The following is a 22,321-nucleotide window of genomic DNA, read 5'->3' as shown; positions in this document are numbered from 1 at the left end:
CAGCCTCACCGCGATCAGGGGGAGAACACATGTCCGCAGCACGCCGTACCGGTCCGCCCGGCCCGCGTTTCCAGATCCTCGGTCCGCTCCGGTTGTGGCGGGACGGCGCCGAACTGGAGACCGGGCCGCCGCAGCAGGCCCACGTGCTGGCGCTGCTGCTCGCCGCGGCCGGCCGACCGGTCAGCACGAACGACCTGGTGGACCTGATCTGGGGTGAGGACGCGCCGGCCAGCGCGCTCAACATCCTGCACAAGTACATCGGCACGCTGCGGCGGCTGCTGGAGCCCGGGCTGTCCCCGCGGGCGTCCGGCTCGTACCTGCTGCGCCGTGGCACCGGGTACCTGATCGCGGCCGGTCCGGACGCTCTGGACCTGGCCCGGTTCCGCACCCTGACCCGGGCCGCGCACGCCGGTCGCGGGGCCGGGAACCCGGCCGACGCGCTGGACCACTACGTCGAGGCGATCCGGCTCTGGCACGGCTCCACCGGGGACGCGCTGATCCGGGGAGCGGCCGGCGCGCCCATCGCCACCGGCCTGGACGGGGAGTTCTACGCCGCGTGCGCCGCCGCCGCCGAGCTCGCCGCCACGCTCGGGCAGGCCGCCCGGGTGCTGCCGGCGCTGCGGCTGGCCGCGTCGATGGCTCCGCTGCACGAGCAGGTCCAGGCGAGCCTGATCACCGCGCTGGCCGCGGACGGACAGCAGGCGGCGGCGCTCGCGACGTTCCGGGCGGTCCGCGACCGCCTGGCCGAGGAGCTCGGCATCGACCCCGGGCCGGCGCTGCGGGACGCGCAGCGGCAGGTCCTCGAACGGAGCGTGGTCCCGGCCGGGGCCGCCGCGCCGCCGGCTCAGCTTCCGCCCGGCCTGCGGACCTTCGTCGGCCGGACGAGCGAGCTGGTCACGCTGGCCGAGCTGCTCGCCCGGCCGCGAACCGGGCCGCTGGTGGTGGCTCTGCACGGGATGGGCGGGGTCGGGAAGTCGGCACTGACCCTCCGCTTCGCGCATCAGGTCGCCGAGGAGTTCCCCGACGGTCACCTCTACCTCGACCTCCGCGGGAACACCGAACCGCTGACCGCGGGCGAGGCTCTGCACGGGCTGTCGACCTCATTCGGCGTACCGGCGAACGTCCCGGCGACGACCGGGGCGTACCGCAGCCTGATCGCCGGCCGGCGTCTCCTGATCGTGCTCGACAACGCCGAGGACGAGGCGCAGGTCCGCCCGCTGCTGCCGAACTCGCCGCGGTGCCTGGTGCTGGTCTCCGGCCGGACACCGCTGATCGGTCTGGCCGCGCTGGACGGCGCCCACCTGATGCACGTCGACCTGCCGGACGCGGCTTCGGCCGGGGCGCTGTTCCGCCGGCGCCTCGACCGGCCCGCCGAGGCCCGCGTCGTCGACGAGATCGTCGACCTGTGCGGGCGTCTGCCGCTGGCGCTGGCCACCCTGGCCGGGCGGTTGAGTGCCCGGCCGCGGCTGTCGCCGGCCGCCGTCGCCACCGAGCTGCGGCACGGGCCGCACCGGCTCGCCGCGTTTCCGAGCGGGCCCGGGATGACCGATCCGCGGAGCACGTTCACCTGGTCGTACCAGCGGCTGAGCCCGGCCGCGGCCCGGCTGTTCCGGCTGTTCGCCCTGACCCCGGCGCCGGCCGTCACCCTGGCCGCCTGCGCGAGTCTCGGCGGCGAGCGGCCGTCGGTCATCCGCCCGCTGCTGCGCGAACTCGTCGAGGCCGGCCTGCTCGACGAGGACGACCACGGCGGCTACTCGGCGCATGTCCTGGTCCGGGCGTGCGGCGAGGAACTGCTGCTGGCCGGCGAGCCGGCCGCGGACCGGGCCACGGCGGCGACCCGGCTGCTCCAGCACTACCTGGGCAGCTGCTTCCGGGTGCTCTCGCTGCTGGCCCCGCCGCCGGCCCGGGTCGTCCCGGATCCGCCGCTCCCCGGCGTCGTCCCGGAGCACCCGGCCTCGGCGGCCGAGGCGCGGCAGTGGTTCGAGAGCCACCGGGAGGTCCTGTGCGCGGCCGTCCGGCTCGCGGCACGGGCCGGGGCCGGGGTCGCCGCGTGGCAGCTCGCGCAGGTCCTCGGGCCGCTGCTGCGGATGAGCGGGCGGTTCGACGACTGGCAGGAGGTCGTGCGGGTCTCGCTGGACGCGGCCCGCGCGGCCGGTGACCGGATCGGCGAGGCGCACGTGCTGCGCGGCCTGGCCGGCACCCGCCCGGCCCTCGGCGAGTACCGGCCGACCGGCACCTGACTCAGGGGCTCAGCGCGAGCAGCTCCGCGGCGTACGCCCGGACCAGCACGTGCCAGGCGATGACGCCGTGCGGTCCGACGCAGATCAGCGCCGCCTCGGCCAGCTCCTCCACCTCGGCCCGGGTGCGCTCCGGGTCCTGCCCGGCCAGGCGGACCCAGGTCTCGGCGGTGATGCCGGGCCCCGGCGCCGCCGACAGCAGGCGGAACAACCGGGCCGCTCCCGGGCTCAGCTGCCGGTAGGACCAGGCGAACGCGCCGCGCGGATCGGCGCCGCCGCGCTCGGTGAACGCGTCGAGACGCCGGGCGCCGTCGCGCAGGTCGGCGGCGACCGTGGCCGGTGACAGCTGCGGGCGCGCCCCGAGCCGGGCGGCCAGGATCGCGAGGGCCAGCGGCAGCCGCCCGCACAGCTCGATGATCTCGTCGAGGCGGGCCTGGTCGCCGAACCGGCGGCCGGTGGCGGCGAGCCGGACCCGGAACAACTCGCGGGCCTCGGGCAGCTCCGGCAGGCGGGCGTGGAACAGCCGGGCGCCGGCCGACACGGCCAGGCCGGTCAGCGCCCGCCGGCTGGTGATCAGCACCAGACTCCCGGCCGAGTTCGGCAACAGCGGGCGCACCTGGGGCGGGTCGTACGCGTTGTCGAGCAGGATCAGGATGTCCAGCCCCGCGGTCAGGCTGCGGTACATGCCGACCAGCGCGTCGAACGTGTCCGGCACGTCGGGCGCGCGGGCGCCCAGCCCGTGCAGCAGCGCGCGCAGCGCCGCCCCGGCCGACAGGCTCCCCTCCCCCAGGTGTCCCTGCAGGTCGAGGTGGAGCTGACCGGCCGTGAAGTCCGCCGCCACCCGGTGCGCGAAGTGCGTGACCAGGGTGGACTTGCCGACCCCGGCCATCCCGTCGACGGCGATCACCAGCGGACCGGTGCGCCGGCCGTCGCGCGTCCCGGCCGCCAGTTCGAGCAGCCGGCTCAGCTCGGTCTCGCGCCCGGCGAACAGCGGCTGATCGGGCGGCAGCTGCGCCGGGCGCACCGGGCGGGGCGGGGCGGCGGCCGACGCTGGGACGGCCGGGTCGGCGTCCCGGGTCAGCACGTGCCGCTGGGCCGCGGTCAGCTCCGGTCCGGGCTCGACGCCGAGCTCGGCGACGAGCCGGTCGCGCATCTGCCGGTACCGCGCCAGCGCCTCGGCCCGGTGCCCGGCCGCGGCGAGCGTCGTGACCAGGCCGGCGTGCAGCGGCTCGCTGAGCGGAGCCATCTCGGTGGCCAGCCGGAGCGGGGCGAGCAGCTCGGCCGGGCGGCCGGTGCGGACCGCGAGCCGGGCCGCCGCGACGACCGCGTCGAAGAACTCGCCGTCGATGCCGGCGAAGGCGGTCGCGGCGGTCGCGTTGTCGGCCAGGCCGTCGCCGGCCGGCCCGCGGACCAGGCGGGCCGCTTCGGCGTAACGGTCGACCGCCTGGTCCGGGCGGCCGCCGGCCAGGCTGGACCGGGCCTCGGCGACCAGGCGGCGGAACTCCAGCAGGTCGAGCATCCCGGGGACGGCCAGGAACCGGTAGCCGGTACCGTGCCGGGCCAGGAACGACCCGGGGGCGCGCAACGGCAGGCCGGGTTCCAGCAGGCGGCGCAGGGCGCCGACGTACTTGTGCACGACGTTGACCGCGCTGGCCGGGCCCTCGTTCCCCCAGATCAGGCCGACCAGGTCGGTCATCCCGATCGGCTGACCGGCCCGGGCCAGCAGCAGGGCCAGCAGGCAGCGTTGCTGGCGCGGGCCGCCGTCCAGCTCGGCGTCGTCGCGCCAGAGCCGCAACGAGCCCATCAGCTCCACACGCAGTCGTGTCACGTCCGGGGCACCCTTATCAACATCGGTCAGGTCGCGGTGGCGCCGGGCACGGGGGTCCGCGGCGCCACCGCTCCCGTCCCCGCCGCCGACGGGGGTGGACGGCGGGGAGTTCCTGGTGGACGGTCAGGCGGCGACGCAGCTGGCCCGGACCGCGCCGCCCGCGACGTGCGGGTCGGAGACCGGATAGCCGTACGGGGAACCCCGGTTTGTGATCTTGATGCCGATCGTGCCGTTCCGGACCGGATAGCTGCCCAGCGACAGCCAGCTCTCGTGGTGGTCACGCTGGGACAGGAATCTGTCGCCGGCCGGCGAGGTGTAGACCGGGCTGTCGACGCCGGTCCCGGTCAGCACCGCGAAGTGCACCGGGTGGACGACCACGTCGCGCGCGCTGGGGCTGGTCGGCACGTAGAAGTCGAGCGCGCAGGTCTGCGCGGCGCCGCCGACCCGGAACCCGAACACCATGGCCTGGCCCGCGGTGTCCACGTGCACCTGCCCGGACAACGGCATGTCGTCGAACTGGCCGCCGCAACCGCCCTCCCGGGTGCTGCCCTGGGCCAGCGTCCACCAGCCCCCGTTGCCCGCCTTGAACCAGCCGTAGTGGGCGTAGCTGGTGCCCGCGCCGGTGCACCCGATCCCGGCGATCGCCGCATAGGTGACCGCCTTGGGCGCGGCCGCCGCGGTGGTCCCGGCGACCACCACCGGCTTCGCCGAGACCGAAAGACCTTCCGCCGTACGGGTGGGCTCGGCCGCGAGTGGCGTCGTCGCCCCGGGAGCCGGCGCGGGCGGAAGCGCGGCGGCGTGCCCGGCCGTCTCGACCACCGCCGGCCCGGTCACCGGCGCGGAACTCGCCGTGACCGCCGCGGTCGGCACCGGGCGCTGAACGCCGGCTACCCCGAACGCCCCGGCCACCGCGATCGCCACGGTGACGACCGCGCCGACGGCCATCCGGATCGACGGCGAGCGCAGGAAACGGGCCCAGACGGCGGCCCAGATCCGGGGTCCGCGGGGATGCTCCGGTGCCTCCTCGGCCGGGGTCGCCGGCTCGTCGGTCTCCTGCTCCGTGGGCTCCAGCGGCCACTCGGACATCGATGTACCTCTCGCTCGGGCGGCGTGCTCAGATCATGCCGGTGCGCATCGCGTACGCCACCGCGTGCGACCGGTTCCGCAGGTTGAGCCGGTTCGTCATGCTGTAGATCACGTTCTTGACCGTCCGCTCGGAGTAGCACAGCTCCCCCGCGATCTCGTTGGTGTCCAGGCCGTCGGCCATCAGCCGCAGCACGTCCACCTCGCGCGGGGTCAGCCCGGACGCGTTCAGTCCGTGCGGGGCGAGCACCTCGCTCTGCAGCCGCTCCAGATGCTTGAGCAGCTCGCCGACCAGGTTCGGGGGCATGACGCCACCGCCGGACGCCGCGGCGAGCACGGCGTGCAGCAGCCGCTCGGTGCTGACCGCGGCCCGCGGCAGGATGCCCACCACCCGGCACTCGACCGCGATCAGCAGGTCGGTCCCGGTGATCTCGTCGGCGACCAGCACGACCGGCGCGCCCTTCTCGGCCGCCGCCAGGCGCAGCATCGCGATCACCTCCGAGCTGAACCGGTCGCAGCAGACGACCACGACGTCGGCGTCCGCGGCCTCCCGCTCGGCCGGCACCGTCACCTGAGGACTGGACCGCAGGAAGCTCTCCAGCCCCTCCCGGCTGATCGCATCCGACGAACGCACCACCACCCGAACCACTTCCGCTGCCACCTTCCGGCTCCCGTCCACGATCGGGGGCAAGTGTGGAGAGCGCCTCTGGAGCGGGACTGGACACCGCTCTTGATCGTCCGGTCAGCCGGGCTCGCGGACCGCCGCGGGACGTCGTGCGGCGCGCAGCGCGGCGATGTATCGGGGCAGCTCGACGGCGGCCCGCTGGAGAAATCCGGGCGCGATCTGCTCGATGAAGACGGCGTTCACAAGTTCGGCGGATCCGTCGCCGGCGAAGCCCGCGGCCGGCCCCGGATCGAGGCCGGTCCGGTCCCGCACGGCGCCCAGCCGGGCGCGCACGACGTCGAGCGCGTGCTGCAGGCCGGCTATCGCCCGGTCCGCGTCGGCGGCGTCCAGGACCAGCCGGCCCTCGCGGGCGAGCGTCAGGAACAGCTCACTCGCGAACGGGAGGTCGTCGTCACGATCGATCGGCACGGGACAAGTCCATCAACCGGCCCGGCGGGTGAACAGCGCGGACCGGCCGGGCTGCCCGGGACCACACACCGGACTGCCCTCGCGATACACGGTGGCGCCGGAACCCCGTCCGGTCCCGGCGCCGTCGCCGGTCAGCCCTGGACCACCGGGCGGGCCGTGGTGCCGCCCAGGCCCAGCAGGATGCCGCGCGAGTGCAGGTTGCGTTGCAGCCGCAGGATCAGGAACGTCTGCCCGCTGCTGTAGTAGCCGTAGAACTCGATCGTCTCGGTGTAGTTGAGGTTCGACATCTTCTTGGTCCAGGTGCCGCCCGGGGCGACCACCGTGCTGCTGTATCCACCCCGGTCCGGGAAGACGACCTCGGCGCTGTAGTTGCCGGACGCCTTGATCGACACGTAGTCGGGGAAGTAGTCGCTCGCCGAGGCCGGCGCGACGGCCACGCCCAGCAGCACGGCCACCATCGCCACGACGGCCGTCAACCGGCCGAGGGTCCTCCGGATCGTTCGCTCCACTCGCAAGGCACGTACCTCTCTGTAGGGATCGCGGCGACGGTAGAGCGCCCGACTTCACAAACTGTTTATCCGGATTCACTGGCTCTGCACCGGTGTCCCGCACGATCTCCTTGGCGCCCGATTCACCGTTATCACTTCGTTACCCGACGGTGAAATCAGCCGGGCCGCCGAAGCGTGTCAGAGCAACCGAAGCAGGATCCGCCGACAAGGAGACCCCCATGCGCTCGATCATCACCGGAGCCGTCGCCCTCGTGAGCGCCGCCGCGCTGTCCGCGTGCGCCAACTCCGGATCGACCCCGGAGAGCGCGGCCTCCGGGCTCCCGGCCGCGGCCCCGGGCGCGTCCTCCGCCGGGACGGACGTCGTGGTCATCCCGGCCAGCGACGCCGCCGCGCCCACCACGACCACCGCCGCGGCCACGCCGACGAAGGCCTCGACGACCAGGGCCACCCCGGCCCCGGCCAAGCCGGCCGCCGCCACCTCGGACCTCAGCGAGCTCAAGAGCCTCGGCATCACACTGAACGCCGGGGTGCTGATCGACGTCGCCGACGACGGCCTGAACCGGTACCTGGCCGTCGGCAAGAACGGGGTCGTCGATTTCACCGGCACGAGCGCCACCGACTCGACGATGATGTCGCTGAAGGCCGCGCCGGTGAGCCAGAAGAACCGGGTGGTCATCAAGCCGCCGTTCTACAACGAGGACCTCGGCGCGGGCTCGTGCGTCGCGGACACCTCGGGCACCGCGCTGAAGCTGGAGACCTGCGTGTCCGGCCAGGCCACCCAGATCTTCACGATCGTGCCGGCCGGTGACTCCGGCCAGTTCGAGCTGCACGGCAAGTTCGGCGTGATCAGCGTCGACAACGGGAAGATCGTGAGCGGGGGCGGTTACGTGGGCCTGCAGACCAAGAAGTTCTCGTAGCGGCGGATGCGTGACGCCGAGGACTTCGACGCGTTCTACGCGACGTCCGCGCGCCGGGTCCTCGCCCACGTCTCGATGATGGTGGGCAGCCCGGCGGAGGCCGAGGACGCCGTGGCCGAGGCGTACCTGCGGGCGTGGAACCGATGGTCGAAGATCAGCACCTACGACAACCCCGAGGCCTGGGTACGACAGGTCGCCTACCGCCACGCGGTGAGCGCCTGGCGCAAGGCCTTCAACCGCCGGCACGCCCATCGCCGGGAGCACGCCGGCGCGCACGTCGACGCGCTCGGGCCGGACCACGTGGCGATCGTCGCCGCGCTGCGCCGGATTCCCGCCGACCAGCGGCGGGTGATCGTGCTGCATCATCTCGTCGGGCTGAGTGTGGCCGAGATCCACCGGGAGACCGGCATCCCGGCCGGCACGGTGACCACCTGGCTGGCGCGGGGCCGGCGCGCCATGGCCGCGTACCTGGCCGACGACGAGACCCGCGAGACCGAACGAAGGCCCAGCGATGTCTGACAGGTTCCTCGAGGACGGCTTGGACGCATACGCCACCCAGGTCCAGCGCACGGCCACCATGCCGGCCGCCGCCGAGATCCGCCGCCGGGGCGACCGCCGCCGGCGCAACCGGGCCACCGGCGCCGCCTTCGCCGCGGTCCTGGTCGCGGCGGCCGGCGTCGGCGCCACCCTGCGACGGCACCCGGACGCGACGGTGCACCCGGCCCAGCCCCCGCCGTCGTCGTCGGCCATCACCCCCAGCACCGCCACCTCGAAGGTCACGTCGGACCTGACCGGGCTCCGGCGGATCGGTGTCGACCTCGACCGCGGGGTGCTGATCGACGTGGCCGACGACGGCGCCGACCTCTGGATGCAGATCGGCGCGGGCGACGTCGTCGACTTCACCGGCTCGGTGAAGGACGCCTCCACCGAGATGTCGCTGCGGGCCGCGCCGGTCACCGGGACGAACCGGGTGGTCATCGTCCCGGTGGCCCGGCCCGGCGAGTGCGTGGCCGACACCCCGCAGGTGGCCCTGACCCTGAAGCCCTGCGACGACGGCGACGCCGCCCAGATCTGGGCGGTGGTGCCGGCCGGCGACTCCGGTCAGTTCGAGCTGCGGGGCGAGTACGGCATCCTGAACGTCGACCAGAAGCTGGTGGGCAGCGACCAGAGCGGCCGGACCGGGCTGCAGACCCTGCCCTTCTGAGCCCCGTAAAGTCCGGCTATCTTTTTTGTCCACTCAGGACAATTACCGTACCGATCATGAAAACTATCTATGTCCGACATGCCGTCGCCGCGGGGTCGGCAGCGGTGCTGTGCGCCGCGCTGCTGCCGGCGGCCGCGCAGGCCGGCGAATCCGCGGCCCGGTCGCTGCGGGAGTCGCTCGGCGCGCAGGGTGTCGTCGCGTTCGACGCCGGCACGCTCCGGCAGATCGCCCGGCTCGACGGCTTCCTCACCGGACCCGGCGGGGAAGCCCCGGAGAAGATCGCCCGGGACTACCTGACCGCGCACCGGGCCGTCTTCGGCGCCGCCGCGGCCGGGCTGGCCGGCCTGCGGCTGCGCAAGGACTACGTCGACATCGCGGGCACCCACCACCTGAGCTTCACCCAGAACGTCGGCGGCGTGGAGGTCGCCGGCAGCGGCGTCAAGGTGCACGTCGCCCGGGACGGCCGGATCATCGCGGTCGACGGCTCCCCGCTGGCCGGGCTGCCGGCCACGGCCGGCGCCGCGACGCTGGACGCGATCGCGGCCCGCCGGGCGGCGATGCCGGGCACCTCGGCGGCGACGCTGCGCTCGACCGCGGCGAAGTCGGCGACGTTCTCCGACGGCGGCCGGGCCCGTCAGGTCTACTTCGGAACCACGACCGGCCCCCGGCTGGCGTGGGAGGTGGTCGGCATGGCCGAGGGGTACCTCAGCGTGGTCGACGCGGCTGACGGCACGGTGCTGTCCGGCCGCAGCCTGGTCGCCAACGACCATGCGCTGACCTGGGAGAACTACCCGGGCGCCGCGGCCGGCGGCACCCAGCACCCGGTCAACCTCACCGAGTGGCTGCCGAGGAACGCCCCGGTGCTGTCCGGCGGCAACGCGCACGTGTACTCGGATGTCGACGACGATGACGTCGCGCAGCCGTCGGAGGAGGTCCGGCCGGCCGCCACGGGCAGCTTCGACTTCCCGTTCACCGACTTCTCCGCCCAGGTCGGCGCCCCGTGCTCGGCCCAGCGGCAGTGCTCGTGGAACCCGGCGGTGCCGAACTCCTGGCAGGCCAACCGGGCCCAGAACGCCGCCCAGCTCTTCGCCTACCTGGGCACCTGGCACGACCACCTGAACGCCGCGCCGATCGGCTTCACCCGGGCGGCCGGCAACTTCGAGGCGGTCGACGGGGACGCGGTCCAGGGTCAGTCGATGGACGGCGCGAACACCGCGGACGGCCTGCCGGACGCCGACCACGACAACAACGCCAACATGACGACCGGCCCGGACGGCATCCCGCCGCGCATGCAGATGTACCTGTTCCAGCGGTCCGCGTCGGTGCTGGCCGGCAACTCCGGGGACGCCGCCGACATCGTCTTCCACGAGTACACGCACGGCCTGTCCGAGCGCCTGGTCGTCGACGCCGCCGGCAACGGCACACTGAGCGGCGCGCAGGCGCTCGCGATGGGCGAGGCCTGGGGCGACTGGTACGGCCTGGACTACCTGGTCGACAGCGCCTACGAGCGGGACGACGCGGTGGACGGCGACGTCCGCGAGGGCGACTACATCCTGGCCGGGCGCTCGGTGCGCAGCGAGCCGATCGACTGCCCGGTGGCGAGCACCGAGCCGGTCTGCGCGGGCACGGCCACCGCGGGCAGCGGCGGCTACACGTACGGCGACTACGCCAGGATCCGCTCGTCGGGCGGGGCGGAGATCCACGCCGACGGTGAGATCTGGGCGCAGACGCTGTGGGACCTGCGCCGGTCGATCGGCAGCTGGACGGCCCGCTCGCTGGTGACCCGGGCGATGGAGCTGGCCCCGGCCGACCCGTCCTACCTGGACATGCGCAACGCGATCCTGCTGGCCGACCGGGTGGTCGACCACGGCCGGGGCCAGGACAGGATCTGGCAGGTGTTCGCCGCACGCGGGATGGGAGTGAACGCGAGCACAGACGGCGCCGCCGACCTCTCCCCGACCGAGGACTTCACCGTTCCGCCGGTCAAATAGAACGGGGGCGGGGACGTGACCGATGGGTCACGTCCCCGCCCCGTTCTACTGTCAGGCGGCGTTCGGGAGGCGGTAGCCCACCTCGGCCAGCCACTCGCGCAGCGACCGGACCTCCGGGGTCAGCTCGCGGACCTTGGCCGGGTCACGCGGGCCGGTGAACTCGGCGGCGAACTCCGTGTAGTACTGCAGCATGTTGCCGTACTCGTCAGCACCCGGGAACCCGAACGCCCGGAACTGATCGTGGGTGACCGGACGGTACTCCACCGGCTCCCCCAGCGCGTCGGCCAGCGCCTCGGCGATCTCCTTACCGGTCAGCACATCACCGGCGATACTCACCGTACGACCCACGTACTCGCTGCCACCGCGGAAGATCGACAGCGCGACCCGGCCGATGTCACCCGACGCGATACCCGCCAGCGGCGCATCCCCCATCGGAATGTTCAGAACCAGCCGGCCCTCGCCGTCCCGCGCCGGCGCCAGCGCGTCGGCCAGGTTCTCGTAGTAGAACGTGGTCCGCAGGAACGTCGTCGGCACCCCGGCCGCCCGGAAGAACTCGTCCGCCTCGGCCTTCGCGTCGAAGTGCGGCACCTTGTACGTGCCCAGCAGCGTCGGCATCCGCGGGTCGTCGACCGGGATCAGCTCCCGGGTGTCCTCCAGCGTCGACCAGACCACGTGCTTGACGCCGGCCTTCTGCACCGCGTCGATCAGGTTCCGGACGTACGCCTGCTCCTTCTCCGGATCCATGTGCGTCCAGAAATCGGTCACCAGGAACGCCCCGTCCGCACCGGCGAACGCCTCGGCCAGACCCTCCGGACTGGAATAGTCACCCACCACCACTTCGGCGCCTAGTTCAGCCAGCTCGCGTGCCTTGGCCGAGGTCACGTCCCGGGTCAGCGCCCGCACGTTGAAGTCGTCGCCGCCGGCCGCCAGGATGGCCCGCACCACACCGTTGCCCTGAGCACCAGTAGCGCCGACAACCGCGATCGTCTTGCTAGCCATGAGAACCCGCTCCTTGCTCCTCGCGGTCCTTTGTGGGCCGCTGACCTCCACAACCACACCCCCATCCAAGTTATTTCAAAACTGAAGGACTTGTGCGGCCGGTCACTACGGTGATCTATCAACGCAGGTCAGACGGGGGCCGCCAGGCACGGTAGAGTCCGGCGGTGCCCGTTCCCGCCGTCCCGCCCACCGGCGGGGGCCAGCCCTACCTCCAGGTCCTCGGCCCGCTGCGCATCTGGCGCGACGGCGCCGAGCTGGATCCCGGGCCCCGGCAACAGGCCCTGCTCCTGGCCCTGCTGCTGGCCCGGGCCGGCATGCCGGCCGGCACCGGCGAGCTGATCGACCTGATCTGGGGCGACGACATCCCGGCCAGCGCGCTCAACATCGTCCAGAAGCACGTCGGCGCGCTGCGGCGGATGCTCGAGCCCGCCCTCCCGGCCCGCGGGACCGGATCGTTCCTGCAGCTCCGCGGCAACTCCTACCTGTTCGTCGCCGACCCCGCGGTGCTGGACCTGGCCGCGTTCCGGACCGCCGTGACGGCGGCCCGGTCCGCCACCGCCCAACGGCACGACGCCGCGGCGCTCGACCACTACACCGCGGCGCTCGGGCTCTGGCACGGACCGACCGGCAACGGGATCGCCGACCGGGCCGGCGCGACGGCGATCTTCGCCGCGGTCGACAACGAGTTCTACGACGCGTGCACGGCCGCCGCCGGGATCGCGGTCGCGACCGGCCGCGCCGAGCGGGTCCTTCCGGCGTTACGGCTGGCCGCGACGATGGCGCCGTTCCACGAACCGGTGCACGCCGCGCTCGTCGCCGTACTGGCCGCCGCCGGCCGCCAGGCCGAGGCCCTGTCCGTGTTCGGCGCGATCCGCGACCGGCTGGCCGACGAGCTGGGCATCGACCCGGGCCCGGCGCTGACCGACGCGCACCGGCGGGTGCTGGCGCAGGCTCCCGACCCGGCCGGCCCGGCGGTCGCCGCCGACCGGGCACCGACGGCCGGGGCGACCGGGCTGATCGGGCGGATCGACGAGCTGGCCGTGTTGCGGCACACCGTGCAGAGCGCGCTGACCGGCCGGACCGGGATCGGCATCGTCGAGGGCGAACCGGGCGTGGGCAAGACCCGGCTGCTGGAGGAGACCGCCGCGGAGGCCGCCCGGCTCGGCGCGACCGTGGTCTGGGGCTCCTGCCTGGAAGGCGACGGGACACCGTCGATGTGGCCGTGGGAACAGGCGCTGGGCACGATCGTCGGCGGGCTGCCCGCGCCGGACCGGGACCGGTGGCTCGCCGGGCAGCTCGGGAGCCTGCTCGCGCCGGGCGGCGAGGCCGGTCGGTCACTGCCCGGCGGCAGCGCCCAGTTCCAGCTGTTCGAGCAGGTCGTCGCGCTGGTCACCGAGGCCGCGGCGCACCGCCCGACCCTGCTGATCCTCGACGACCTGCAGTGGGCCGACACCACCTCGCTGCGGTTGTTCAGCCACCTCGCGGGCCGGCTGCCGCAGCGGGCCGCGATCATCGGGGCGCTGCGGGACCGGGCGCCGACGATCGGCTCCGAACTCTCCCAGGCGCTGGCCGCGGCCGGTCGGCTGCCCGGGCACCGCCGGTTCCGGCTCGGGCCGCTCGCCCCGGGCGACGTGGCGGCGCTGATCCGGCACGAGTCCGGTGATGACCCCGGCGAGGCCGTGGCGCGCGCCATCCATGCCCGTACCGAAGGCAATCCGTTCTTCGTCCTGGAACTTTCCCGGCTGCTCAGTGAGGCCGGCACGCTCGGTGCCGGCGAGGTCTCCGCCGGGGCGGGCGTGCCGGCGACCGTGCGCGACGTGGTCCGCGACCGGATGGCCGGCCTCGACGACCGGGCCCGCGACCTGCTGCACGTCGCCGCGCTGATCGGCCGGGACGTCGACCTGCGGCTGCTGTCCCGCGCGGCCGGCGTGTACGTCGCCGACTGCCTCGAACGCCTGGAACCGCTGCACGCGCTCGGCCTGCTCGAATCCAGCGCGGAGCACCCGTCGTCGCTGCGTTTCGCGCACGACCTGGTCCGGGAGTCGGTCACCGAGACCACCACGCGACAGCGGCTGGTGCGGTTGCACCTGCGCGTCGCCGACGCCCTGGAACAGACCCATCCCGACGACGAGTCGATCACCGAACGGCTCGCCTACCACCTGTGGTCGGCCGGGCACCTGGCCGAGCCGGTCCGGATCGCGGACACGCTGATCCGGGCCGGGCGCCGCGCGGCCGCCAAGCTCGCGTTCGAGTCCGCCAACCGGCAGCTGCGCTCGGCCGCCCAGGTCGCCCGGGCGGCCGGACTCACCGAGCAGGAGTTGTCCGCGCTCACCCTGTTCGCCGTCGTGATCCGGCGGCAGGCCGGCTACGACACCCCGACGATGGACCTGCTGGAGCGCGGGGAACAGCTGGCCCACGCCCTGGGCCGGACGGCGGAGGCCGCCGACTTCCTGTTCATCCGGGTGGCCGGGGCGCTGACCGCGATGGCGCCGGACCGCGGCAGCGTGGCCCGCCGGATGCACGAGCACGGCCTGGCGTCGACCGATCCGGTCGCGCGGAGCTACGCCCGGCAGGCCTGGGGACTGCACCAGCTGGACATCGGCAACGTCGGCGCGTCGTACCGGTCGTTCACCGAGACGGATCCGGCCGGCGACATCCGGCCGGCGGACACGCCGCTGCGGCGCGACGGCACCATCCCCGGGCAGGGACCGCCCTACCAGGCCATGTCGATCGCCCTGTACGGCGAGGTCGACGCGGCCCTGGCCGTCGTGGACGTCTGGGACAAGCCGGCCGCGCCGCACGCGGTCTCGGTCTGGGCCTTCTTCACCGGCATGATCGCCGCGATGGCCGGGGACGCGGCCCTGGCCCGGCGAGTCAGCGACCGCTGGGTCGCCGCCGACCTGGCCCGCCTGCGCGCCCAGATCGACCACTACATCCGGCAGTACGGGTGCTGGGCCCGCGCCCTCACCGGCGGCGACCCGGCCGCCGAGGCCGCCGAGGCCGAGCAGTTGCTGGCCGCCGACCTGGTCGACCCGCCACAGTGGGGACTGCCGTTCCAGTACGCGCTGATCGCCGAGATGTGGCTGGCGGACGGCCGCGCCGACCGGGCCGGCTACGCCCTCGACCGGGCCGAGCGGGCCATGGCGACCCTCGGCGAACGCTTCGCCGAAGGACTGCTCCTGCTGGTCCGGGCGCGCCTGCTGCAGACCCGCGGCGAACCGCCCGCCGTGGTCCGGGCCGCCGCGGAGCGGGCCCGCGCCCGCTCGGCCGCGGCCGAGGCCCACCTGTTGACCCGGCGTGCCGAGCGGTTCCTCGCCGAGCTGGACGCCGGCGCCTGACCGTCCGTATCCACCGTTTGTCCAGTGCCGCTGCCTACAGTCGCCAGCCATGGCACGCATTCATCATCAATACGCCGAGGTCGGGGGCCACCGCCTGTTCTACCGAGAGGCCGGGCCGGCGGACGCGCCCACCCTGGTCCTGCTGCACGGGTTCCCGGCGAGCTCGTTCATGTTCCGCAACCTGATCCCGGCGCTGGCCGACCGCTGGCACCTGATCGCCCCCGACCTGCTGGGGTTCGGGCAGTCCGACGCGCCGCCGGCCGCCGCGTTCGACTACACCTTCGACTCGCTCGCCGCGCTGACCCGCGGCCTGCTCGCGCAGCTCGGCGTGGACCGGTACGCGATGTACGTGCAGGACCTCGGCGCCCCGATCGGCTGGCGGCTGGCGCTGGCCGACCCGGGCTCGGTCACCGCCGTGATCAGCCAGAACGGCAACGCGTACGAGGAGGGCTTCCGGCCGGCGTTCTTCGAGCCGCTGCGGCACTACTGGGACGCCCGGACGGCCGAGACCGAGGCCGCGGTCCGGCCGGCGCTGACCCTGGAGTTCACCCGGCAGCAGTACCTGACCGGGGTCGCCGACGCGTCGCTGGTCGACCCGAGCACCTGGTGGCACGACTACGAGCTGCTGTCCCGGCCCGGCAACGACCTGATCCAGCTGCAGCTGATGCGCGACTACGCCACCAACCCGCCGCTGTACCCGGCCGTGCACCGGTACTTCCGCGAGCACCAGGTGCCGCTGCTGGCGGTCTGGGGGCGGGACGACCCGATCTTCGCGCCGGCCGGCGCCCTCGCGTTCACCGCGGACCTGCCCACCGCCGAGGTCCACCTGCTCGACGGCGGGCACTTCCTGCTGGAGAGCGCCCTGGAGGAGACCGTGCCGCTGATCCGCCGGTTCCTGATCGAGAGCCTCTGAATCAGCTCAGGTGCAGCTCGATCGGGCCCATCCGGGCGCCGGCCAGGCGGCTCGCGTTGTCGGCGGCGGCCCGGATCGCCTGCAGGATCGCCGCTTCCAGGGCGGGCGCGTCGCGCCGCTCGAAGACCACCGGCTCGACCCGGACGGCCCGGGTCCGGCCCAGGCCGTCCGCCACCACGGTGACCGTCGCGTCGGCCGAGCCGCCGGTGACGACGGCCCGCTCCAACTCGGCCTGCGCGTCGCGCATCTGCTGCTCGAACTGCCGGGCGTGCTCGGCGAACTCGGTGAAGTGCGGTTGCATCTGGTTCCTCCGGTCAGCCGACGGCCGTGAGGCCGCCGGTCAGGGCGCCGCGGCCGGTGATCCCGGTCAGGTCGGCGACGGTCAGCGTCCGGGAGGCGGCCGTCCGGGTGATCGTGGACGACAGCTGGTGCGCGGCCCGCACGGTCTGCCCCGGCAGCGCGGCGGTCAGCTCCAGCAGCGCCGCCCGGACGTCGTCGGGCACCTCGTGGCCGCGCCGCACCAGATGCCGCGCCACGATCTCGGCCAGCTCGTCGCGGGAGTAGCCGGGCACCGACCAATGCTGCCCGAAGACCTCGGCGAGGGCCGGCACGGCGGCCCGCAACGACCGCAGGGCGGGCTCCTCCCCCAGCAGCACGACGACCGGATTGCCCAGCGCCGGCCGCATCAGCCCGGCCAGCTGCTCGATCACCTCCGGCCCGGCGCCGCCGTCCTCGGTGTAGTCGACCAGCAGCACGCCACCCTCGGCATCGGTCAGCGCGGTGCGGGCCAGACCGCGTGCGTGCCCGGGCCACTGCGGGGCGAGCTGCCCGGCGGTGGCGACGCGCACCAGCTGGCCGATCGGCACCAGATCCAATTCGGACAGGGCCGCGGCGTAGAGCCGGGCGAACTCGCCGCGGCCACTGCCGGCTTCGCCGGCGAGCAGAACATTTACCGATTTCCCGTACGCGCGGCGCCGGTTCCGCAGCTCGCACGCCTGCAGCAGGGCGGCCCCGATGGATTCGCGCAACTCGACGGCGCCGACCAGCTCGCCGACCCGCCGCCAGCTGCGCGCCGCGGTGATCGCGCCACGCGGGTTGTGGGCCGCGTCCGGCTGATCGGCGGACGCGGCCGGCAGGTCGTCGAGCAGCTCCAGCTCGGGCGCCACGTCGGCGGCGGTGAGCCGGTTCAGCTCGTTGTCCCGCTCGGGCGGGCTGGTGGCCAGCCGCGAGGCCTGATGGTTGATCATCGCCTCGAACAGCTTGCGGGCCACCCGGCCGTTGCCGAACGTGGCGTTGCGCGGGATCCGGGTGAAGTAGGCGGTCAGCGCGTCGACGGCGTCGTCGGTCAGCTCGTAGTAGTGCTTGGTGCACAGGTTCGAGGTGATCGTGACCAGCTCGGCGACCGAGTAGTTGGGGAACTCGACGGTCCGGGTGAACCGGGACGCCATACCGGGGTTGGAGGCGAGGAACTTCTCCATCAGCTCGGAGTAGCCGGCGACGATGACGACCAGCTCGTCGCGGTGGTCCTCCATCATCTTCATCAGCGCGTCGATCGCCTCCTGCCCGAAGTCCGGGCCGGACCCGCCGGACCCGGCCGACAGGGTGTACGCCTCGTCGATGAACAGCACCCCGCCGATCGCCTTGGTGACCAGTTCGGTGGTCTTGATCGCGGTCGAGCCGATGTACTGCCCGACCAGGTCGGCGCGGGCCGCCTCGACCATGTGGCCCTGCGACAGGATGCCCAGCTCGGCCAGGACCGAGCCGTAGAGCCGGGCCACCGTGGTCTTACCGGTGCCGGGCGGCCCGGCGAAGACCAGGTGCCGGCTCATCGGCGGCATCGGCAGGCCCTTCGCCAGCCGCGCCTGGGCCACCTTGATCAGATTGATCAGCGCGGTGACCTCCTGCTTGACGCCCTTCAGACCGATCAGCGCGTTCAACTCGCGCAACGGGCCGTCGGCCGCGCCCGCGGGCTCGGGCGCGCCGGGCCCGGCCGGCTCGGCGGGGTCCGGCGCCGGCGTGCCCGGACGGGCCGTGGGACGGCCGGTGTCCAGCGCCGTCAGGGTCACCCGGGCGTCGTCGCGGCGGCGTACGTCCTCGCCCCGGCTCTCCCGCACCGCGCAACGGTCGATCGTCACCGGCTCGGTGGTGTCCACGTCGAACCCGGCGGCGCCGCTGCCGAGCACCTCGCACTCGGTGAAGACGCCACGGCTGCCGGGCGCCAGGCTGACCCCGTTGCGGCCGGGACGGCGGATCCGGGTGCGCGAGGCGGTGACCACCGCGCCCGCGCCCGCCTCGACGGCGTCGCCGGGTGCGGTGGCCAGGTCGCTGTCGTCGAGACGCAGTTCACCGCCGGTCACCCGGACGCCGGTGCCGCGCACCTGGGTCGCGGTCAGGGCCAGTAGGGCGCCCGGACCGACGGTGAGCCCGGCTTCCGCCGTACCGGTGAATTGCGAGTCCTTGATCGTGCCGCGACCGCCGTCGCTCACCTCGAGCGCGACGGCCGTCCCGGATTCGACCGTCAGGTCGGCGCCGTCGAGGGTGGCGCCGGCGCTGACCGACAGGCCCGGGCCGGTGGTCGCCGTGGCGCGCAACCGCTGGACGGCGACCGTGCTCCCGCCGTCCACGGCCAGCCCCACCGGGCTGTCCGCGATCACGCAGTCGGCCAGCACCGGGCGGGCCTCGCCGCTGACGTGCACGGCGGTGTGCCCGGCCGACGCGAACGTGCACCGCTCGAAGCGCGGCGCGGCGCCGTCGGTGACGTGCGCGGCCTGCACGGCCGCGCCGGTGAAGGTCGAGTCGCTGAGCACCGCGTCGATCCCGCCGCGCAGGAACAGGTCGACGTTGCCGCTGCCGGTGACGGTCAGCCGGGACAGCCGGGCCCAGCCGCGCTGCTCGACCACGATCGCCGGTTTGCCGGCCCCGGTCACCTCGGCCTGCTCGACGGTGAGCCGCCCGGAGCCGTTCACGCAGAGGCTGTTGGCGCCGGCGTCGCTGACCGTGCACCGGCGCAGGGTGAGCACGCCCTGATCGGTGACGACCACGCCGGAGGTGGGCACCCCGGCGACCACGGTGTCCTCGATCGTGCTCGGGCCGGGCGAGGTGACCACGATGCCGGCCCCGGCGGTGCTCGTCACGTGGCAGCCGCGCAGCGCCAGCGACCCGTCCAGGCGGGACAGCAGGGTGACCCAGGACCCGCCGGAGATCCGGCAGCCGTCCAGCGCCGCCTCACCGGAGTAGACGTCGACCGCGGCCAGTTTCGGGTCGGCGCTGGCCAGGTCGATGCCACGGAGCTGGGCGCCCTCCCCGTGCACGGCCAGGACACTGCCCTGCTCCACGCGCACCTCGACCGGGCCGCCGGCCGCGCTCAGCGTGATCCGGTTGCCGACCACCAGCTTCTCGGCGTACCGCCCCGGATGGATGCTGATCGTCGCACCCGCCTCGGCCCGGGCCAGCGCGGCGCCGATCGTCGAGAACGCGCCGGGACGGCCACCGCCGACCTCGAGCACCTGCGGGCTCATCAGCTCTCTCCTTCGGCACGGTGGTCCCGGATCAGGCCCGGCAGATCGAGGAAACGACCGGCCGAGCCCGGGCCGATCCGCTGCCGCGCCTCCGCCGACGCCCAGCGCTCCCGGCTGCGGCGCAGCGCGTTGACGGCCAGCTCGTCGAGCGAGACCCGGCCGGCGGCCACCCGGCCGTCGTCGCCGATCTCCTCGGCGCCGATCTCGCGCATCAGGATCGCGCCGGCCTCGCCACCGGCCGGCTCGTGCAGCTCGAGGACCTTGAAATGGGTGCCCGGCAGGAACAGCACCCGGTCCTCGACCCGGTCGTCGCCGTCCGGCTCCAGCAGCGTGGTGCGACGGGCGGTCATCGACCACACCAGCACGTCGGTGTCGCCGTCCTGGGTCCGGCACGGGCCGGTGAGGACGTTGAGGAACGCCCACTCGGTGACCGTCGCGCGGCTGCGGTAGAACTCCCACTCCGGCCCGGTCGGCGAGGTCCGGACCACGGTGGTGCCGCGGAACGACGGCAGCCGGGACAGGCCGGAGACGGCGCAGCGGGCGAACGGCACGTGCGCGCCCTTCCGGCCGTCGCGCAGACCGGCGTCGACCCCGGCGCCGCGCCGGGACAGGTAGAGCCGGACCGCGACCGAGTCGGCCAGGATGTCCGCCTTCGGGACGTCGGCCGAGGCCTGCAGGCCCGGATGCTCGGACATGATCCGGGCGACCGAGCTGGACATGGTGTCGAAGTCGCGGCTCAGGGAGCGGCGCAGCCAGGTGCGTTCCTCGTCGAGGCCGCGTCGGGGCAGGACCGCGGCCGCGGCCGCGGGCGGGGTCCGCTGGATCCGGAGGCCGGTGGTCGCGGCGATCTCCACGGGCGCGGCGGTCTCGGCCGGAACGGGGGTGGGCGGCGGGTCCGCGGGCTCGGTTCCCCCCTCGGTGGCGACGGCCTCGATCGGGGCGGGGACCTCGGCCGGCGGACCCGGCAGCACCGGGCCGGCCACCTGGATCAGGTCGGCCGGGGCGAACGGCTCGGGCGGCGCGATCGGCGGCGGCGGAGCGATCGGCGGCGGCGGAGCGATCGGCTCGGCCGGCGGGACCGGGTCGGGCGGCGGGACCGGCTCGGGAACCGCGACGGGCTCGGGGTGGACGATCGGTTCGGGGGCTGCGGCCGGAGCGGGCGCCAGCAGGTCCGATCGCAGCCAGATGGTCACCTCCTCGTCCAGGGGCGCGGGCGTCTCCGGCGCCGGGACGGCGGCGGTGCCCCGCGGCGCGATCACCGGGAACTGGCTGGTCGGCGCTTCGAACGCGGCGGCGACCGAGAACGTCGCCGGCGGCGGTTCGAGCGCGGCCGGCGGCTCGGACGGCCCCAGCGCCAGCACGAGCGGCGGCGGCGGAAGCTCGGTCGCCCGCAGCACCGCCCCGGCCCGCCCGGCCGGCGCCTGGCCGGGCACCAGCACCGAGGCCGGGAACAGCCCGTCGCGCCGGCCCATCTCGGCCGTGAGCCGGTCGGCCAGGTCCTTGGCCAGTTCCCGCATGCGGTCCGTCCGGGCGCCCTCGCTGTCGTCGAAGACCAGGGTATTGCCGCGGATGTCGAGCGTCGCGGCCCGGATCCGGTCGCCGTTGGGCGGCTCCTCGACCGGGCGCACCCAGAGGCCGGACTGGACCACCTCGACCACCGCGTCCGGGGCGTACCAGTAGACCCGCGGGGCGACCTCCTCGCTCCGGGCCAGCGGCGGCCGATGGCTGAGCACCGCCGGGCGGCGCGGCTTGGAGTTCGGGTGCGAGCGAGGGGTGTAGCCGAGCTCGAGCGCGAACGGCGGCCAGCCGGGCACGCCGTCCGCCCCGACGACCCGGATCTCGTGCTTCCGCGGCGTGCCGACCGGGACGCCGGTGTAGCAGACGACCGGCGCGCCCAGCAGGTCGGCGAGCGCCTGACCGAACGCCTCGCCCTCGGGCAGCCGGACCTGGCCGTACTGGACGAACCGGGTCCGCTGCCGGGTGTCCTCGTCCAGGTCACGCCAGAAGCGGACCACGTCGTCGAGCGCCAGCGGGGCGGTGCCCGGGCAGCCGAGCAGGACCGTCATCACGTCGGGCTGGCACGGCAGCTCGGCGACCAGCCGCTGCCGGTGCTCCCCGACGCGTCCGGTGTCGCGGACGTCGTGGATCCAGACGCCGCCCGGGAGCGGCTCGATCTCCGCGGTCGAGCTGGACGCCCGGGTGTCGGTGGCGGCCCGGTCCCAGACCGGGGCCGGGTACCGCTTGGCGTCCCAGACCGGCGGGCGGCCCGGCCGGAAGCGCACCCAGCCGCTGCCCGGGGTGGTGCCGGCGAACAGGACACCGGCGGCGCTGCGGACCAGTTCGCCGGTGGGCGCGATGACCGTACGCCGCAGCCGCTCGGACAACCACTGCCCGGCCATCGCCGCCGCGGTGTGGCTCTCCCCGCAGGTGATCAGCCGGATCGTGCGCCGGCGGCGGGACAGGACGCCGGCCATCGTCTCCCACGAGCCGATCGGCATGCCCTCGACCAGGTCGAGGACGACCACGTCGTGCTCGGTGTCCGCGACGACCGACAGCGCGAGCGACTGGGCCTCCGGGCTGACCCCGTCCTCGCCGTGCAGCACCAGGGCGTTGCCGATGGTGTGCGGCACCACCCCGGCGGGCTCGTCCCCGCCGGTGCCGCGGAGCAGATTCTTGATCACTGATGCCATG

The 22,321-nt window shown here is 74.4% G+C and carries 16 protein-coding genes; 7 read left to right on the top strand and 9 right to left on the bottom strand.

The window, feature by feature from the left end:
- Positions 1-29: 29 nt before the first annotated feature.
- A complete protein-coding gene (locus tag L3i22_RS11655) occupies positions 30-2,240 on the top strand; it encodes a BTAD domain-containing putative transcriptional regulator (protein WP_221326978.1) in 2,211 nt (736 codons plus the stop codon).
- Between the two features lies 1 nt (position 2,241).
- Here L3i22_RS11655 and L3i22_RS11650 read toward each other — a convergent pair whose 3' ends face one another.
- From L3i22_RS11650 to L3i22_RS11630, 5 genes are all read right to left on the bottom strand, one after another.
- Entirely contained in the window at positions 2,242-4,065 is a 1,824-nt protein-coding gene (locus L3i22_RS11650; protein ID WP_255658131.1) for a BTAD domain-containing putative transcriptional regulator, read from the bottom strand.
- A 123-nt stretch (positions 4,066-4,188) separates the two neighbouring features.
- Positions 4,189-5,151 carry a hypothetical protein gene (locus L3i22_RS11645; RefSeq protein WP_221326977.1) on the bottom strand — a complete coding sequence of 321 codons (963 nt, stop codon included), beginning with the start codon at positions 5,149-5,151 and terminating at the stop codon, positions 4,189-4,191.
- Positions 5,152-5,179: 28 nt separating this feature from the next.
- Positions 5,180-5,809, bottom strand: coding sequence for a response regulator transcription factor (locus tag L3i22_RS11640; protein ID WP_255658130.1), 630 nt, complete (start codon positions 5,807-5,809; stop codon positions 5,180-5,182).
- Between the two features lie 81 nt (positions 5,810-5,890).
- Positions 5,891-6,241 carry a hypothetical protein gene (locus L3i22_RS11635; protein ID WP_221326976.1) on the bottom strand — a complete coding sequence of 117 codons (351 nt, stop codon included), beginning with the start codon at positions 6,239-6,241 and terminating at the stop codon, positions 5,891-5,893.
- A 131-nt stretch (positions 6,242-6,372) separates the two neighbouring features.
- Positions 6,373-6,717 (bottom strand): hypothetical protein, encoded by a 345-nt coding sequence (locus tag L3i22_RS11630; RefSeq protein WP_221326975.1) that lies wholly within the window; start codon positions 6,715-6,717, stop codon positions 6,373-6,375.
- Positions 6,718-6,968: 251 nt separating this feature from the next.
- On the opposite strand from L3i22_RS11630, the gene L3i22_RS11625 reads away from it, so the two are divergent.
- The 4 genes from L3i22_RS11625 to L3i22_RS11610 are packed head-to-tail and all read left to right on the top strand — an operon-like array spanning position 6,969 to position 10,862.
- Positions 6,969-7,667 (top strand): hypothetical protein, encoded by a 699-nt coding sequence (locus tag L3i22_RS11625; protein WP_221326974.1) that lies wholly within the window; start codon positions 6,969-6,971, stop codon positions 7,665-7,667.
- A gap of 6 nt (positions 7,668-7,673) precedes the next feature.
- On the top strand, positions 7,674-8,186 hold the full coding sequence (locus tag L3i22_RS11620) for a sigma-70 family RNA polymerase sigma factor (RefSeq protein ID WP_221326973.1): 513 nt from the start codon (positions 7,674-7,676) through the stop codon (positions 8,184-8,186).
- Entirely contained in the window at positions 8,179-8,871 is a 693-nt protein-coding gene (locus L3i22_RS11615; RefSeq protein ID WP_221326972.1) for a hypothetical protein, read from the top strand. The genes L3i22_RS11620 and L3i22_RS11615 overlap by 8 nt, the downstream gene beginning before the upstream one ends.
- A 56-nt stretch (positions 8,872-8,927) precedes the next feature.
- Positions 8,928-10,862 (top strand): M36 family metallopeptidase, encoded by a 1,935-nt coding sequence (locus L3i22_RS11610; RefSeq protein WP_221326971.1) that lies wholly within the window; start codon positions 8,928-8,930, stop codon positions 10,860-10,862.
- A gap of 51 nt (positions 10,863-10,913) precedes the next feature.
- On the opposite strand, the gene L3i22_RS11605 is transcribed toward L3i22_RS11610, so the two are convergent.
- On the bottom strand, positions 10,914-11,861 hold the full coding sequence (locus L3i22_RS11605; protein WP_221326970.1) for an NmrA/HSCARG family protein: 948 nt from the start codon (positions 11,859-11,861) through the stop codon (positions 10,914-10,916).
- 164 nt (positions 11,862-12,025) lie between these two features.
- Between L3i22_RS11605 and L3i22_RS11600 the strand changes: the two genes are divergently transcribed.
- Both L3i22_RS11600 and L3i22_RS11595 read left to right on the top strand, forming a co-directional pair.
- The gene (locus L3i22_RS11600) at positions 12,026-15,199 is read left to right on the top strand and encodes a BTAD domain-containing putative transcriptional regulator (protein WP_221326969.1); all 3,174 of its coding nucleotides are present in this window, start codon (positions 12,026-12,028) and stop codon (positions 15,197-15,199) included.
- A 49-nt stretch (positions 15,200-15,248) separates the two neighbouring features.
- The gene (locus tag L3i22_RS11595; protein ID WP_221326968.1) at positions 15,249-16,112 is read left to right on the top strand and encodes an alpha/beta fold hydrolase; all 864 of its coding nucleotides are present in this window, start codon (positions 15,249-15,251) and stop codon (positions 16,110-16,112) included.
- 1 nt (position 16,113) lies between these two features.
- Here L3i22_RS11595 and L3i22_RS11590 read toward each other — a convergent pair whose 3' ends face one another.
- The 3 genes from L3i22_RS11590 to L3i22_RS11580 are packed head-to-tail and all read right to left on the bottom strand — an operon-like array spanning position 16,114 to position 22,320.
- Positions 16,114-16,413 (bottom strand): YbaB/EbfC family nucleoid-associated protein, encoded by a 300-nt coding sequence (locus L3i22_RS11590; protein ID WP_221326967.1) that lies wholly within the window; start codon positions 16,411-16,413, stop codon positions 16,114-16,116.
- 13 nt (positions 16,414-16,426) lie between these two features.
- Positions 16,427-19,630, bottom strand: coding sequence for a right-handed parallel beta-helix repeat-containing protein (locus L3i22_RS11585; RefSeq protein ID WP_221326966.1), 3,204 nt, complete (start codon positions 19,628-19,630; stop codon positions 16,427-16,429).
- Positions 19,630-22,320 carry a hypothetical protein gene (locus L3i22_RS11580; RefSeq protein ID WP_221326965.1) on the bottom strand — a complete coding sequence of 897 codons (2,691 nt, stop codon included), beginning with the start codon at positions 22,318-22,320 and terminating at the stop codon, positions 19,630-19,632. The genes L3i22_RS11585 and L3i22_RS11580 overlap by 1 nt, the downstream gene beginning before the upstream one ends.
- Between the last annotated feature and the right edge of the window lies 1 nt (position 22,321).

This window comes from Actinoplanes sp. L3-i22 (assembly GCF_019704555.1).
GTDB lineage: Bacteria > Actinomycetota > Actinomycetes > Mycobacteriales > Micromonosporaceae > Actinoplanes.
This window is presented reverse-complemented; position numbering and strand designations above follow the sequence as displayed.